This window comes from Sphingomonas sp. GW821-FHT04B01 (genome assembly GCF_059420425.1).
Map to the genome: position 1 here is coordinate 292,531 of NZ_JBWKTR010000001.1, position 14,884 is coordinate 307,414.

Here is a 14,884-nt window from a genome sequence, read left to right on the forward strand (position 1 = left end):
GGGCGGGTCTCACGACCCGCCCTTTTTTGTGTCCGGTCCGGAAGGTCGGCCTATGCCTGTCCCACCGTCAGTACCAGTTTGCCGTCGCCCTCGTCGACATGCACCGTGGCGCCGTCCTTCACCTCGCCGCGCAGGATCAGGTCGGCGAGCGGATCCTGCAGATAGCGCTGTACCGCGCGTTTCAGCGGCCGGGCGCCGTAGACGGGATCGTAGCCCACCCGGCCCAGCCAGTTGCGGGCAGCATCGGTCAGGTCGAGCGTCACTTTGCGGTCGGCGAGCAATTTGCCGACGCGCGCCACCTGGATGTCGACGATCGGCGCCATGTGGCTCTGGCCCAGCCGGTGGAACAGGATGATCTCGTCCAGCCGGTTGAGGAATTCGGGCCGGAAATGGGCGCGGACGACCTCCATCACCTGCGGCTCGACCGTCTCGACCACCTGCCCCTCCTCGACCGCGGCGAGATATTGCGAGCCGAGGTTGGACGTCAGGATGATCAGCGTGTTGCTGAAATCCACCGTCCGCCCCTGGCCATCGGTCAGCCGGCCGTCGTCGAGCACCTGCAGCAGCACGTTGAACACGTCGCCGTGCGCCTTCTCGACCTCGTCGAACAGCACGACCTGATAGGGCCGGCGCCGTACCGCCTCGGTGAGCACGCCGCCCTCCTCATAGCCGACATAGCCCGGCGGTGCGCCGATCAGGCGTGCGACCGCATGTTTCTCCATGAACTCGCTCATGTCGATGCGCACCATCGCGGACGGGTCGTCGAACAGGAATTCGGCGAGCGCCTTGGTCAGCTCGGTCTTGCCGACGCCGGTCGGGCCGAGGAACAGGAACGAGCCCAACGGCCGGTTCGGATCCTGCAGCCCCGCGCGCGCGCGCCGCACCGCGGTGGAGACGGCGCGCACCGCCTGCGCTTGGCCGATGACGCGCTGGCCGATCACCTCCTCCATGCGCAGCAATTTGTCGCGCTCGCCCTGCAGCATCCGCTCCATCGGGATACCGGTCCAGCGGCTGACGACGCCGGCGATGTCGTCCGCGGTCACCTCCTCGCGCAGCATCGCGCCCTGCGTCGCGCCCTGCGCCTCGGCGAGCTGCTTCTCCAGCGTCGGGATGCGGCCATAGGCGAGCTCGCCCGCCTTGGTCAGGTCGCCCGCTCGCTGCGCCTGTTCCAGTTCGAGCCGGGTGGCGTCGAGCTGTTCCTTGAGCTTGGCCTCGCGGCCGATCTTGTTCTTCTCGGCCTGCCAGCGCTGCGTCAGCGCGGCGGATTGCTCCTCGAGATTGACCAGCTCCTCCTCCAGCGCGGCGAACCGGTCGCGGGAGGCCTCGTCGGTCTCGCGGCGCAGCCCCTCGCGCTCGATCTTGAGGCGCAGGATGCGACGGTCGAGCGTCTCGATCTCCTCGGGCTTGCTCTCCACCTCCATGCGGATGCGGGACGCGGCCTCGTCCATCAGGTCGATCGCCTTGTCGGGCAGGAAACGGTCGGTGATGTAGCGGTTCGACAGGGTCGCCGCGGCGACCAGCGCGCCGTCGGTGATCCGCACGCCGTGATGCAGCTCGTACTTCTCCTTGAGGCCGCGCAGGATGCTGATCGTGTCCTCGACCGTCGGCTCGCCGACGAACACCGGCTGGAAGCGGCGCTGCAACGCCGGATCCTTCTCGACGTATTTGCGATATTCGTCGAGCGTGGTCGCGCCGACGCAATGCAGCTCGCCGCGCGCGAGCGCGGGTTTCAGCAGATTGCCCGCGTCCATCGCGCCCTCGGATTTGCCGGCGCCGATCAGCTGGTGCATCTCGTCGATGAACAGGACGATCTGCCCCTCGGCCTGCTTCACCTCGTCGATGACGCCCTTCAGCCGCTCCTCGAATTCGCCGCGATATTTGGCGCCGGCGATCAGCGCGCCCATGTCGAGCGCCATCAGCGTCTTGTCCTTGAGGCCGTCGGGCACGTCGCCGTTGGCGATGCGCAGCGCCAGACCCTCGACGATCGCGGTCTTGCCGACGCCGGGTTCGCCGATCAGCACCGGATTGTTCTTGGTGCGGCGGGCGAGCACCTGGATCGTGCGGCGGATCTCCTCGTCGCGGCCGATCACCGGGTCGAGCTTGCCGTCGCGCGCCGCCTGGGTGAGATCGCGGGCGAACTTCTTGAGCGCGTCGTAGCGATCCTCGGCGCTGGCGGTGTCGGCGGTTCGACCGCCGCGCAGCGCGTTGATCGCGCCGTTGAGCGCCTCGGCGGTCACGCCGGCGCTCGCCAGTGCGCGACCGGCGGCGGTGGTGGTCGCCAGCGCGAGTGCGAGCAACAGCCGCTCGACCGTGACGAAGCTGTCGCCCGCCTTTTGGGCGACCTGCTCGGCCTGATCGAGGACGCGGACGATATCGTTGTCGAGTCCCGGCGTCTGCTGTGCGCCCGATCCCGAGACGGCGGGAATTTTCGCGAGTGCGGCGTCGGTCTCGGCGACCGCGCGCTTCGCGTCGCCGCCAGCCGCCTGGATCAGCCCGGCGGCCATGCCCTGCTCGTCCTCGAGCAGCGCCTTCAACAGATGGTCCGGCGCGATCCGCTGATGGTTCATGCGGATCGCAACGGTCTGCGCCGATTGGAGGAATCCCTTGGCGCGGTCGGTAAATCGTTCGAGGTTCATAAAATCCCCTTGCCTGTATGGCCCGGATGTAGTGTTGCCATTGTGCAACACAAGGGTATCCGATCGAGACTGCGATGATGGCGTCGCCGCCGCGACGCATTTTCAAAAAAGCCGCCGCGGTCGCTTGCCAGTGTTCGCCCCCCGGTTATGCTCGACCAGTTCATAGGTTCAGGACGAAGCGGGGGACTCTATTCTCATGACGAAGCTATTCGCACTTGCCGGCGTCGCATCGATCGCGCTGGTCGCGCCGCTGCACGCACAGACCACGCCCGCTCCCGCCCCGGCGAAGGCCGCGCCGGTCGCCGCGCTCGTCAAGGCGGTCGACATTCCCTATCAGCAATTCACGCTGAAGAACGGCCTGCGCGTCGTCGTCCATACCGATCGCAAGGCGCCGGTCGTCGCGGTCAGCGTCTGGTATGACGTCGGCTCGAAGCACGAGCCGCAGGGCTCGACGGGCTTTGCACATCTGTTCGAGCATCTGATGTTCAACGGGTCGGAGAATGCACCGGGCGACTTCTTCGCACCGCTGAAGCAGGTCGGGGCGACCGACTTCAACGGCACCACCTATTTCGACCGGACCAATTATTTCGAGACGGTGCCGACCGCGGCGCTGGAGCGCGCGCTGTTCCTCGAATCCGACCGGATGGGCTATCTGCTCGGCGCGATCACGCAGGGCGTGCTCGACGAGCAGCGCGGCGTCGTTCAGAACGAGAAGCGGCAGGGCGACAACCGCCCCTATGGCCTGATGGGCTATGCGGTCACCGAGGGGCTGTTCCCGGCGACGCACCCGTACGGTCATGACACGATCGGATCGATGGCCGATCTCGACGCCGCCAGCCTCGACACCGTCAAGAACTGGTTCCGCGGCCATTACGGCCCGAACAATGCGGTGCTGGTGCTCGCCGGCGACGTCGACGTCGCCAGCGCGCGACCGCTGGTCGAGAAATATTTCGGTGCGATCAAGGCCGGCCCCAAGAGCGTGCTGCCCGCCGCGCCGGTCATCACCTTGCCCGCCGCCAAGACGGTGACGCTGAAGGATCGTGTCGCCGCGACGATGATCAGCCGCAACTGGACGGTGCCGGGGCTCAACGACAAGGACGCCGCACCGCTCGAGGTCGCGGCCGGCGTGCTCGGCGGCATGGCCTCGTCGCGCCTGACCAACGAGCTGATCCGCAAGGAGAAGCTGTTCACGCAAATTTCGGCGGACAATAGCGCCTTCGCGCAGGTCGGCACGTTCGCGATCGAGGGGCTGGTGCGTCCGGGCGTCGATCCGGCGCTTGCGGCGCAGCGGCTCGATGCGGTCGTCGCCGACTTCCTGCGCACCGGCCCGACGCAGGACGAGGTGTCGCGCTTCGTTACCACCCGCGTCGCCGGCCGCGTCCGCGGACTCGAGGCCGTCGGCGGCTTCGGCGGCAAGGCGGTCGCGCTCGCCGAGGGCGCGCTCTATTCGAACGATCCCGGCTTCTACAAGAAGCAGCTCGCCGACCTCGCCGCGCAGACCCCGGCAAGCGTCAAGGCGGCGGCGGACAAATGGCTCGGCCGTCCGGTGCTCGCCGTGAATGTGGTTCCCGGCGCGCGCGACGCTTATGCCGAGGCGAAAGTGCCGCCCAAGGTCGATGTCGTCGCTGCACCGGAACAGCCGGCGAAAGGGACGCGTGGCGCGATCCCCGCGGTCGGTGCGGTCACCGGCCTGTCCTTCCCCAAGGTCGAGCGCAGCCGCCTGTCGAACGGTATCGAGCTGGTCTATGCGCAGCGCAATGCGGTGCCGGTGACGCAGGCGGTGCTGAGCTTCGATGCCGGCTATGCCGCCGATGTACCGGGCAAGCTCGGCACGCAGCTCGTCGCGCTCAACATGCTCGACGAAGGCACCGAACATTACGACGTCAACGCGCTCGCCGAGGCACGCGAGCGGCTCGGCATGCAATTGTCGTCGGGGGCGGGCAACGATCGCAGCACGCTGTCGATGGGCGTGCCGAGCGCCAACCTCGGCCCGGCGCTCGACCTGTTCGCCGAGGTCGCGCGGCGGCCGGCCTATGGCGACACCGACGTCGCCCGCTTCAAGGCGCAGCAGGTCGCGCAAATCCAGCAGGAGCTGACCAACCCCGGAGCGCTCGCGCAGCGCATGTCGACGCGCATCCTCGCGGCGGGTACGCCCTATGCGAAGGCGCAGGGCAGCGGCGATCCGGTCGCGGTGGCGGCACTGACGCCGGCCGACCTGCGCAGTTACCAGCAGGCGTGGCTGCGGCCCGAGAAGGCGAAGCTGTTCGTCGTCTCCGACCGGCCGCTCGCCGAGGTGCAGGCGGCGCTGGAGGCGCGGTTCGGCGACTGGAAGGGGACGGGCACGGCCGGCACCAAGACGTTCGCCGGCACGCCGTCGCCGCTCAAGCCGGGCATCGTCCTCGTCGATCGCCCCGACAGCCCGCAGTCGATCATCGTCGGCGGTCAGCGCACCGGCCTGAAGGGCACCGACGACCTGCTCGTCCTCAACACGGTCAACGATGCGCTCGGCGGCAGTTTCCTCAGCCGGCTCAACATGGACCTGCGCGAGGAGAAGCATTGGTCCTATGGTGCCGGCGGCCGCTTCCAGCCGTCGGAATTCGCCGCGCCCTATCTGTTGCAGGCGGGGGTGCAGGCGGACAAGACCGGCCCGGCGCTCGCCTCGGCGCGCGACGACGTCGCGCAGTTCGTCACCACCAAACCGATGACGGAAACCGAGTTCGACCTCGCGATCAAGGGCGCGACGCTGCAATTGCCCGGCCAGTTCGAAACCTCGCAGGCGGTGCTGGGGGCGATGCAGGCGAACGACCTGTTCAAGCGGCCCGACGATTATTACGCGACGGTCGCCACCCGCTATCGCGCGATGACGCTGCCGCAGCTGCGCAGCGCGGTGGCGCAGACGATCGATCCGGCCAGGCTGACCTGGATCGTCGTCGGCGATGCTTCCAAGGTAAAGCCGCAGCTTGACAGCCTCGGCCTGCCGGTCGAGGTCGTCCCGGCAAGCGCAGTCGCCGGCGCCCCGGCCGGTGCTGTGACCGCAGCGAAATGAGGAGAGCGTGATGGCCGAGGTTGATGGCAGCTGGGATTGCATCGTGAAGTCGCCGCTTGGCGATCAGAATTTGACGCTCGTCGTGCAGAGCGAGGGCGATGCCTTCACCGGCACCGCCTCGGGTGCGATGGGCTCGGGCGACGTCGCCGGCACGGTGTCGGGCAATACGATCAGCTGGAAGCTCCAGATGACCGTACCGATGCCGATGACGCTCGATTGCGAGGCGACCGCCGAGGGCGATACGCTGACCGGTACGGTCGGTGCCGGCGCCTTCGGCAGCTTCCCGCTGTCGGGCAAGCGTAGCGCTTGATTCGCCGGCAATAATCGGGACACATTGCGGCCCGCCTCCCTCCGGAGGCGGGCCGTTTCGTTTTGGGGTTACCGCCGCATGATCCGATCGCTTCTCGCCGCCTGCGCTCTGGGCGCGCTCGCCACCGCCGCCGCCGCCGGTGCGCAGAGTTACGACGAGCGCCCCGCCAAACTGGCGCCGCGGGACACCAATTACGAATACGTCCGCAAGGCGGTCGAGATTCCGATGCGCGACGGGGTCAAGCTCCACACCGTGATCGTCATCCGCAAGGGGACGAAGGACGCCGGTATACTGCTGACCCGCACGCCCTATGACGCCGACGACCAGACGAAGGCGGACAGCGGTACCTTCGCCGGCATCCTGTCGCATGGCGACGGGCCGTGGGACCTCATCGCGGCGGACGGCTATATCCGCGTCATCCAGGACGTGCGCGGCATGCACGGCAGCCAAGGCATCACGCTGATGAACCCGACGCCCGCCGGATCGCCCAACAATCCAACCAAGACCGACGATTCGACCGACACCTACGACACGATCGCCTGGCTGGTGAAGAACGTGCCGGAGAGCAACGGCCGCGTCGGGATCAGCGGGATCAGCTACGACGGCTTCCTGCCGCTGATGGCGCTGATCAACCCGCATCCGGCACTCAAGGTGTCGGTGCCGATGAACCCGATGGTCGACGGCTGGCGCGGCGACGACTGGTTCCACAACGGCGCCTTCCGCCAGATCGGCCTGCCCTACATGCTCGGCCAGCAGGGGACGCGCGACGCCAGCACGCCGTGGATCACCGACACCGCCGACGATTACGATTACTGGCTGCGCAACGTCTCGGCGGGTGCGGTGGCGAAGGCGCAGGGCGTCGATCGGGCGTCGGGATTCTATCGCAAGGTCGCCGCGCATCCCGCCTATGACGGCTATTGGTCGAGTGCCGCGATGGACAAGATCCTCGCCGCGCAGCCGTTGAAGGTGCCGACGATGCTCGTCGCGGGGCTGTGGGATCAGGAGGACATCTACGGCGCGCCCGCGGTCTATCGCGCGCTGGAGCCCAAGGACACCAAGAACGACATGGTCTTCCTGACGCTAGGCCCGTGGTATCACGGGCAGGAGGTCGGCGACGGCAGCGCGCTCGGCGCGATCAAATGGGATCAGGACACCGCGAAATGGTGGCGCTGGCACGTGCTGCGGCCGTTCCTCGCGCATTATCTCAAGAGCGACCAGCCGGCGATGGACGTCGCCCCGGTCACCGCCTTCCAGTCGGGCGCCAACGAATGGCAGCGGTTGCAGGCGTGGACGCCGCCGACGCCGACGCCACTCTATCTCAAGCCCGGCGGGGCCTTGGGCTTCGCCGCGACGGGGGGTGCGGCGCAAACCGCGGATTACGTTTCCGACCCGGCGCATCCGGTGTCCTATCGCGTCCGCCCGACGCGGCCGATCTATGCCGAGGGATCGACGTGGAAGAATTGGCTGGTCGACGACCAGCGGGCCGTTTCGGGGCGGCCCGACGTCGTCACCTTCACCAGCGACGTGCTCACCGCGCCGGTGACGATCGCGGGCACGCCGGAGGTGCATCTGACCGCCTCGACCAGCGGCACCGACAGCGACTGGGTGGTCAAGCTGGTCGACGTCTATCCCGAGGTGATGCCCAAGCAGGCGGAGATGGGCGGCTATCAGCTCGCCGTCGCGATGGACATCTTCCGCGGCCGCTATCGCGAGGATCTGGCGGTCGCCAAGCCGCTCGTCGCCAATGCGCCGCTGAAATACCAGTTCGCGCTGCCCGAGACCAACCACGTCTTCCTGCCCGGCCACCGTATCATGGTGCAGGTCCAGTCGAGCTGGTTCCCGCTCTACGACCGCAATCCGCAGACCTTCGTGCCGAACATCTTCTTCGCGCAGCCGAAGGACTATGTGACGGCGACGCAGAAGATCACCGTCGCCGGGCCGGATGCGAGCTATATCGCGTTGCCCGTCGTGAAATGACGGTGCCGCGGTGAGACACCGCCATGCCCCCGATCGTCCGGCGCTCGCGCTGGCGCTCGGCGTGCATGGCGCGTTGCTGCTGCTGCTCCTGCTGGCGCGGCCGCCGGTGCCGGCACCGCCGCCATCGACACCGGCACTGACGCTGTTCGACGTGGCGCCACCGCCGCCGCCGCCACCGCCACCGCCCGAACTGCCGCCGCCGCCGAAACGGCCACCTCCGCCCGTACCGGCACCGTCAGGCGCCGCGCCGCCGACGGCCTCGCGACCGCCGCCGCCGCCACCGATCGACACGACGCCGCAACCGCTCGCGCCACCGCCGCCGCCGAGCGCGGTGATACCGTCACCCTTCGGTGCGGATCAGGACGTGGCGCAGCTCGTCGGGCCGCCGTCGGTCGGGGCGGGCCTGGGGACGGGAACCGGTCGCGGTGCAGGCAATGGCGCGGGCGATGGCGGCGGCGGCAAGGTCCGTTATGCGCGGGCGAGCTGGATCTACCGGCCAACGGACGCCGAACTGCGGCGCTTCTGGCCGCCCGATGCGGTCCGCGACCGCGTTTCGGGGCATGCCTTGCTCGCCTGTCGGGTGCCGCGCTCGGGCCGGCCCGAACGGTGCTGGGTGGTATCGGATACGCCCACCGGCATCGGCTTCGGCGCCGCCGCGGTGCAGATGGCGCCGCTGTTCCGGATCAGGCCGGTGCTGCGCAACGGCAAGGTGCTGCCGGTGCCGGTGATCGTGCCGGTCGCCTTCGACATCGCGAAGCCGCCATCGGCGAAGACGCGCTGATCCGGTTCAGCGCTGGACGCGGGTGATGTGGCCCATCTTGCGGCCGGGCCGCGCCGCGCCCTTGCCATAGAGGTGGAGGTGCGCGCCGGGCTCGGTCAGCGCCGGCTGCCACGCATCGTCGCCGATGAGATTCTCGAGCGCCACCGCACTCCCCGTCAGCGCGGTGCTGCCGAGCGGCAGGCCGCAGATCGCGCGGATATGGTTCTCGAACTGCGAGGTCTCGGCGCCCTCGATCGTCCAATGGCCCGAATTGTGGACGCGCGGCGCCATTTCATTGAACACCGGGCCGTCGGCGGTGGCGAAGAATTCGCAGGCGAGCACGCCGACATAATCGAGCTCGGCGGCGATGCGGCAGGCGAGCGCGGTCGCCTCTTCGGCCTGGTCGAGGATCGGCTGCGGCGCCGGCACGCGCGACGTGCGCAGGATAGCATCGACATGGACGTTCTGCGGCGGGTCGTAGCGGACGGTGGCGCCGTCCTGACCGCGCGCGATCAGGATCGAGAATTCGTGGCTGAAGTCGACGAACGCCTCGAGCACCGCGGGGCCGCCGATCGCCTCCCATGCCGCATCGGCGTCGGCGGGGCCGTGGAGGCGCATCTGGCCCTTGCCGTCATAGCCGAAGCGCGCGGTCTTGAGCACCGCGGGGGTGCCGACATGGTCGAGCGCGGCGATCAGCGTCTCGCGGCTGTCGACCGCGGCCCAGCGCGCCGGGCGGCCGCCGACGCGCTCGACGAAGCGCTTCTCGGCGATCCGCTCCTGCGCGGCGGCGAGCGCGCGCGGATGCGGATGGACCGGCACGCGTTCGGCGAGCCACTCGACCGGGCCGAGCGCGATATTCTCGAACTCGTAGGTGACGACGTCGCAGGCGGCGGCGAAGTCGGCGAGGACGATGCGATTGTGGTAATCGGCGCGGGTCAGGCTCGCCGCGGTCTGCGCCGCGACGCTGTCCGCCTCGGGGGCGAGCACGTGCGTGCGATAGCCGAGCTGCGCTGCGGCGATGGCGAGCATCCGGCCCAGTTGCCCGCCGCCGAGGATGCCGATCGTGCTGCCGGGAGCGAGCATCAGGCGGGCTCGTCGGCGACCGCGTCGGTCTGCCGCCGGCGCCAGGCTTGCAGGCGTTCGGAGAGCGCGGCGTCGTGCGTCGCGAGGATCGCCGCGGCGAGCAGCCCGGCGTTGGTCGCGCCGGCCTTGCCGATCGCCAGCGTGCCGACCGGGATACCGGCAGGCATCTGGACGATCGAGAGCAGGCTGTCCTGCCCCGACAGCGCCTTGCTCTGGACCGGCACGCCGAGCACCGGCAGGTGCGTCATCGCCGCGGCCATGCCGGGCAGATGCGCGGCGCCGCCGGCACCGGCGATGACGACCTTGAGGCCGCGGTCCGCCGCGGTCTTGGCGTAATCGTAGAGCCGGTCGGGGGTGCGATGCGCGGAGACGACCTTCGTCTCATGCGCGACGCCCAGTTCGGCGAGCACGTTTGCCGCGTGCCGCATCGTGTCCCAATCGGACGTCGAACCCATGATGATGCCGACCAATGTCATAGACGGCGGTTAGCGGCAGAGCGGAGGGAGGGCAACGGCTTGCACCGGCAGGCGCGCACCCGTGTTGGACGACATGGACAAGATGGACACCTTAAAGGAAACGATCCGGGTCTATCGTTTCCGTTTTGGTGGTGATCGGGGGTCACGATGAGACAGAGCGCGGCGGGTTTAGCGCGTGGGACCGGTGTAGGACAGGGGCGAAAATCTGGTGCCACCTTCGTCATCCCTGCGGAGCCGAAACCTCTCTAGAGTTCGCTCGGTCACTTGGGCTTTCCAGTGTTCCTGCGAAAGCAGGAACCCAGGGTCAAGCAAAGCAACAGCTTATCGAGTTCGAGACTCCTGGGCTCCTGCGTTCGCAGGAGCACTGGTGGACGTTCGCAAGGACCCTGTTCCCGCGAAACGACGAAGGAAGAGGGGAGGGCGTGGCGCCCGCCTTACCGTTCGCTGAGATAATAACGGTCGGTGGCGTTGAGCGCGTCGTCGAGTTCGTAGACGATCGGCTGCGCGGTCGGGATTTCCAGACCGGTGATCTCGTCGTCGGGGATGTTCGACAGATGCTTGACCAGCGCGCGCAGCGAATTGCCGTGCGCCGAGATCAGCACGCGCTGGCCGTCGCGCAGTGCCGGCACGATCCGCTCCTCGTAATAAGGCAGGACGCGGGCGATCGTGTCCTTGAGGCTCTCGGTCGCCGGGATGGCGATGCCGGCATAGCGGCGATCGGCCGACAGGTCATAGTCGCTGCCGGCCTCCATCGGCGGCGGCGGCACGTCGAAGCTGCGGCGCCAGATCTTGACCTGCGCCTCGCCGTGCTTGGCCGACGTCTCCGCCTTGTCGAGCCCGGTGAGGCCGCCGTAATGGCGCTCGTTGAGCCGCCAGTCCTTCTCGGTCGGCAGCCACAGCCGGCCCATCGCCTCGAGCGCCAGGTTGAGCGTCTTGATCGCGCGCGTCTGCAGCGAGGTGAAGGTCATGTCGAAGTCGAGGCCCTTGGCGGCCATCATCTCGCCGGCGGCGCGCGCCTCGGCGGCGCCCTTCTCGGTGACGTCGACGTCCCACCAGCCGGTGAAGCGGTTTTCGAGGTTCCAGCTGGACTGGCCATGGCGGATCAGGACGAGGCGCGGCATCGGAAGCTCCCTTTAGGATCGAGGACGAAGGTCGAGGGCGAAGAACTGGTTGTGCGGGCTCGGCCGATAGTCGGCGAACGGCCCGGTGTCGATGAAGCCGGCGCTGCGATACAAAGCGACCGCGGGCGCGTGCAGGGCGGCGGTGCCGGTTTCGAGGCTGAGCCGGTCGTAGCCGCGATCGCGGGCGACCGCGACGACGTGGTCGAGCAGCGCCCGGCCGACGCCGGTGCCGCGCGCGGCCGGGGCGGCGCGCATCGACTTGACCTCGCCATGGCGCGGATCGAGCTGCTTGAGCGCGACGAAGCCGACCAGCGCGTCGTCGCGCCACGCGGTCCAGAAGGTCACGCCCGGCGCCGACAGGCCGCCGGCATCGAGCGCGAAGGCGAAATCCGCCATCTGCCCGCGCAACTCCGTGAGGTGATGCGCGAGCAGATCGGCGACATAAGGCGCGGCGGGATCGTCCTGCCTGATCTCCATCAGATTTCGTCGATCATCCCGGCGAGCACTTCGAGGCACGACACGCCGAGTGCGCGCGAGCGTTCGGGCGACCAGCCGAATTCGGCGTCGGGATTGGGATCGTGATCCTTGAACGGCATCTCCAGCGTCACCGACACCGCGCCGAAGCGCTGCGCCAATTGGTTGGTCGACATCGAGAGATTGGCGTTGCCCGCGCTCGATTTCTCATAGCCCTTCTCGGTCTGGAAATCGGGGGTGTGCTCGGCGAGGCGCTGGCCGAAGGCGTAGAATTTGGCGCCATGCGCCTCGGTCCAGTCGGGGATGCCCTCGAAGCCGGCGATGAAATTCGCCGGGATCGCTTCGTCGCCATGGACGTCGATCGCGAAGGCGACGCCGGTCGCGTCCATCGCATCGCGGACGCAGAGCACTTCGGGGCTGCGCTCGGGCGTCGGCGCGTGCCATTCGCGGTTGAGGTTCACCCCCGCCGCATTGGTGCGCAGATGGCCGCGGCGGGTGCCGTCGGGATTCATATTGGGGACGACATGGACGGTCGCCTTGGCGAGCAGCGGCGCGGCGGCGGGGCTGGTCAGCCAGTCGAGCGCGCCCTCCATCCAATATTCGGTCATCGATTCGCCGGGATGCTGGCGGGCGTAGAGCCACACCGGCTTGGGACCGTCGCCGATACGGAAATAGTCGATGCTCTGGCCGTCGAGCGAGGTGCCGAGCTCGCGGTGCGTCACCCCCGGCCGCGCGGCGATGCGCGCGACGAGATCGTGGTGCATCTCCATCGTATAAGGCGCGAAATAGGCGAACCAGGCGAGTTCGCCCTCGACCGCGTAATCGAACGACAGCACGCCCTTGTCATATGTGGTGTCGATCATCCGCCACGCCTGCCGGTCGGTGCTGACGCGCGTCCGGTAGCCGGGCCAGCCGAACGGATAGGCGGACTGGCCGGCGTTGACGATGCGGAAGCTCAGCCGCCGGCCGTGCGCGCCGGCGACGCGGAAATAGAACCATTGGAAGAAGTCGGACTCGTGGTCCTTGACGATCTCGAGGTCGACGCGGTCGCCCTCGATGGCGATGACGCGGATGTTGCCGCCGTCGAAGGCGGCGTTGATGCTGAGGGTCATGAGGCGTGCCTGATTGGTAGAGGATGCTTGGCGAAGGGGATGACCTCACCCTCACCCTTCCGGCGCTGCGCGCCTCCCTCCCTCTCCCGCCGGGAGAGGGAAAGACGCCGCAGGCGGCGCAGGGTGAGGGCGAGGGCGGTCACCTCACCGTGATGGTGCGGCCCGAATCGCCCGGAAAGCCGGTGAACAGCGCGCGGGCGAGCTTGCCGGCCTGCTGGTCGGCGCCCTTGATGTCGCTGATCCCCTGCGCCTTGCCTTCCCAGATCGGCGACTGGTCGGCGCGGCGCTTGATCGTCACCGCGAGCTCGGCGACGAGCAATTCGGTCGGACGGCTCCTGCCGATCGGGAAGCCGATGCCGCCGCCTAGACCGACGCCGCCGCCGCCGCGGCGGCCACCACCGCCGCTGAACCCGCCGCCGCCGATTCCGATGCTGACCGGCGACTGGCGCGGCGGGCCCTCGCGGCTGGTGCGGGTGAAGGCGACGGTGGCGACATAGTCGGGGGTCGCGCCCTGCGCCGGCAAGGTATAGCCGACCTTGAGCAATTCGGCCTCGACCGCGGCGGCATAGGTCTTGAACTCGAGGCTGGCGGGGGCGCCGCCCGAGAGCGGCTCGACCGCGATCGTGCCGCGCGCGATCGGCGCGCCGAGATGGTAGCGGATCACCTCCGTCGGCGGGAGCGGCGACGTGGTCGCGCAGCCTGCAAGTGCCGCGGCGGCGACGCCGAGGGCCAGGAACGGACGGATGCTCATCACGGGGATACCTTTGCGATACGTTGCGTCTGGGAAACGCTCTAACGCGTGTGGCGTTGCTTGACTATTACGGCCTCCGCCCTTAGGCGCTCGCGCTTTCACCGACACCGTCAATTTCGAAAAGAAGCGAATCGATCATGAAGATCCGCAATAGCCTGAAGTCGCTCAAGGACCGTCATCGCGACAATCGCGTGATCCGTCGCCGCGGCCGCACCTACGTCATCAACAAGACCAACCGTCGCTTCAAGGCGCGCCAGGGCTAACCCTTTGGGTATGCCCGCGGCCGACATGTCGCTCACGGCCCCGACGGCCGTGATCTTCGATGTCGGCCGGGTCCTGTACGACTGGGATCCGCGGATCCTCTACCGGCGCCTGATCGACGACGATCGGGCGCTCGATGCGTTCCTGCGCGACGTCGTCACGCACGAATGGCATTTCCAGCACGATGCCGGACGCGACTTCGCCGAGACCTCGGCGGAGCTTGCCGCGCTGTATCCGGAGCATGCGGCGCTGATCGGACTCTGGGGACCGCGGTTCCTGGAGAGTATCGGGGCGCCGATTGCCGGCATGGCGGCGCTGGTCGACGAGCTGGAGGCGGCGGAGGTGCCGCTGTTCGCGATCACCAATTTCAGCCACGAATTCTGGCCGCCGTTCCGCGCGCGCGAGGCGGCGATGTTCGATCGCTTCCGCGACATCGTCGTGTCGGGGGTGGAGAAGATGGTGAAGCCCGATCCGGCGATCTACCGGCTGGCGCTCGACCGGTTCGGGCTGGCGGCGGCGCGGACGGTGTTCATCGACGACAATGCGGCGAACATCGACGGCGCGCGCAGCGTCGGGCTGATCGGGTTGCACTTCACCGACGAGCCGACGCTGCGGCGCGAGCTGGTGGCGCTGGGGTTGCTGGCTCAGCCGGTTTAGGGACCCGACCTTCCAATTCCATGTCATCCCCGCGCAGGCGGGGATCCATACACGCCGACGGTGCGGCGCAAGCGGGACCCGCGCGTCTGGATCCCCGCCTTCGCGGGGATGACGGATGTGGAAGGGAGGGGGCGTCCCCCCGCCCATTCGCCGCTAGTCTCCTGATAAACGCCGTGTATGGTGCGGCCGCGCTGCCGGGGGGCCGCGTCGTTCACTTCCC

13 protein-coding genes are annotated in these 14,884 nt (G+C 68.5%); 6 read left to right on the forward strand and 7 right to left on the reverse strand.

Annotated elements, in window-relative coordinates; translation table 11 throughout:
- Positions 1-50 precede the first annotated feature (50 nt).
- On the reverse strand, positions 51-2,636 hold the full coding sequence (gene clpB, locus AC07UH_RS01485) for an ATP-dependent chaperone ClpB (protein ID WP_495179574.1): 2,586 nt from the start codon (positions 2,634-2,636) through the stop codon (positions 51-53).
- Positions 2,637-2,832: 196 nt separating this feature from the next.
- Here clpB and AC07UH_RS01490 point away from each other — a divergent pair, with 196 nt between their 5' ends.
- From AC07UH_RS01490 to AC07UH_RS01505, 4 genes are all read left to right on the forward strand, one after another.
- On the forward strand, positions 2,833-5,682 hold the full coding sequence (locus tag AC07UH_RS01490) for a M16 family metallopeptidase (RefSeq protein ID WP_495179573.1): 2,850 nt from the start codon (positions 2,833-2,835) through the stop codon (positions 5,680-5,682).
- Between the two features lie 10 nt (positions 5,683-5,692).
- A complete protein-coding gene (locus tag AC07UH_RS01495; protein WP_495179572.1) occupies positions 5,693-5,992 on the forward strand; it encodes a hypothetical protein in 300 nt (99 codons plus the stop codon).
- 78 nt (positions 5,993-6,070) lie between these two features.
- The gene (locus AC07UH_RS01500; RefSeq protein ID WP_495179571.1) at positions 6,071-7,969 is read left to right on the forward strand and encodes a CocE/NonD family hydrolase; all 1,899 of its coding nucleotides are present in this window, start codon (positions 6,071-6,073) and stop codon (positions 7,967-7,969) included.
- 10 nt (positions 7,970-7,979) lie between these two features.
- A complete protein-coding gene (locus tag AC07UH_RS01505) occupies positions 7,980-8,750 on the forward strand; it encodes an energy transducer TonB (RefSeq protein ID WP_495179570.1) in 771 nt (256 codons plus the stop codon).
- 6 nt (positions 8,751-8,756) lie between these two features.
- On the opposite strand, the gene AC07UH_RS01510 is transcribed toward AC07UH_RS01505, so the two are convergent.
- From AC07UH_RS01510 to AC07UH_RS01535, 6 genes are all read right to left on the reverse strand, one after another.
- Positions 8,757-9,812 carry a 5-(carboxyamino)imidazole ribonucleotide synthase gene (locus tag AC07UH_RS01510; protein ID WP_495179569.1) on the reverse strand — a complete coding sequence of 352 codons (1,056 nt, stop codon included), beginning with the start codon at positions 9,810-9,812 and terminating at the stop codon, positions 8,757-8,759.
- Positions 9,812-10,288: a 5-(carboxyamino)imidazole ribonucleotide mutase gene (gene purE, locus AC07UH_RS01515; RefSeq protein ID WP_495179568.1), complete on the reverse strand. Its 477-nt coding sequence runs from the start codon at positions 10,286-10,288 to the stop codon at positions 9,812-9,814. The genes AC07UH_RS01510 and purE overlap by 1 nt, the downstream gene beginning before the upstream one ends.
- A gap of 434 nt (positions 10,289-10,722) precedes the next feature.
- Positions 10,723-11,409 (reverse strand): 2,3-diphosphoglycerate-dependent phosphoglycerate mutase, encoded by a 687-nt coding sequence (gpmA, locus tag AC07UH_RS01520; RefSeq protein WP_038664381.1) that lies wholly within the window; start codon positions 11,407-11,409, stop codon positions 10,723-10,725.
- Positions 11,410-11,421: 12 nt separating this feature from the next.
- Positions 11,422-11,886: a GNAT family N-acetyltransferase gene (locus AC07UH_RS01525; protein WP_495179567.1), complete on the reverse strand. Its 465-nt coding sequence runs from the start codon at positions 11,884-11,886 to the stop codon at positions 11,422-11,424.
- Positions 11,886-12,995: a M14 family metallopeptidase gene (locus AC07UH_RS01530; protein WP_495179566.1), complete on the reverse strand. Its 1,110-nt coding sequence runs from the start codon at positions 12,993-12,995 to the stop codon at positions 11,886-11,888. The genes AC07UH_RS01525 and AC07UH_RS01530 overlap by 1 nt, the downstream gene beginning before the upstream one ends.
- 139 nt (positions 12,996-13,134) lie before the next feature.
- Complete coding sequence (locus AC07UH_RS01535) at positions 13,135-13,746, reverse strand: DUF4136 domain-containing protein (protein WP_137899266.1); 612 nt, start codon at positions 13,744-13,746, stop codon at positions 13,135-13,137.
- 137 nt (positions 13,747-13,883) lie between these two features.
- Here AC07UH_RS01535 and ykgO point away from each other — a divergent pair, with 137 nt between their 5' ends.
- Both ykgO and AC07UH_RS01545 read left to right on the forward strand, forming a co-directional pair.
- Positions 13,884-14,009: a type B 50S ribosomal protein L36 gene (gene ykgO, locus AC07UH_RS01540; RefSeq protein WP_003046794.1), complete on the forward strand. Its 126-nt coding sequence runs from the start codon at positions 13,884-13,886 to the stop codon at positions 14,007-14,009.
- 25 nt (positions 14,010-14,034) lie between these two features.
- On the forward strand, positions 14,035-14,664 hold the full coding sequence (locus AC07UH_RS01545) for an HAD family hydrolase (protein ID WP_495179565.1): 630 nt from the start codon (positions 14,035-14,037) through the stop codon (positions 14,662-14,664).
- Positions 14,665-14,884: the final 220 nt, after the last annotated feature.

Excerpts from the sequence above, each read along its gene's own strand:
- purE (WP_495179568.1), bottom strand. The coding sequence starts at position 10,288 with ATGACATTGGTCGGCATCATCATGGGTTCGACGTCCGATTGGGACACG.
- AC07UH_RS01500 (WP_495179571.1), top strand. The coding sequence starts at position 6,071 with ATGATCCGATCGCTTCTCGCCGCCTGCGCTCTGGGCGCGCTCGCCACC.
- AC07UH_RS01495 (WP_495179572.1), top strand. The coding sequence starts at position 5,693 with ATGGCCGAGGTTGATGGCAGCTGGGATTGCATCGTGAAGTCGCCGCTT.
- AC07UH_RS01545 (WP_495179565.1), top strand. The coding sequence starts at position 14,035 with ATGTCGCTCACGGCCCCGACGGCCGTGATCTTCGATGTCGGCCGGGTC.
- AC07UH_RS01510 (WP_495179569.1), bottom strand. The coding sequence starts at position 9,812 with ATGCTCGCTCCCGGCAGCACGATCGGCATCCTCGGCGGCGGGCAACTG.
- AC07UH_RS01535 (WP_137899266.1), bottom strand. The coding sequence starts at position 13,746 with ATGAGCATCCGTCCGTTCCTGGCCCTCGGCGTCGCCGCCGCGGCACTT.
- AC07UH_RS01490 (WP_495179573.1), top strand. The coding sequence starts at position 2,833 with ATGACGAAGCTATTCGCACTTGCCGGCGTCGCATCGATCGCGCTGGTC.
- AC07UH_RS01525 (WP_495179567.1), bottom strand. The coding sequence starts at position 11,886 with ATGGAGATCAGGCAGGACGATCCCGCCGCGCCTTATGTCGCCGATCTG.
- clpB (WP_495179574.1), bottom strand. The coding sequence starts at position 2,636 with ATGAACCTCGAACGATTTACCGACCGCGCCAAGGGATTCCTCCAATCG.
- AC07UH_RS01530 (WP_495179566.1), bottom strand. The coding sequence starts at position 12,995 with ATGACCCTCAGCATCAACGCCGCCTTCGACGGCGGCAACATCCGCGTC.
- gpmA (WP_038664381.1), bottom strand. The coding sequence starts at position 11,409 with ATGCCGCGCCTCGTCCTGATCCGCCATGGCCAGTCCAGCTGGAACCTC.
- ykgO (WP_003046794.1), top strand. The coding sequence starts at position 13,884 with ATGAAGATCCGCAATAGCCTGAAGTCGCTCAAGGACCGTCATCGCGAC.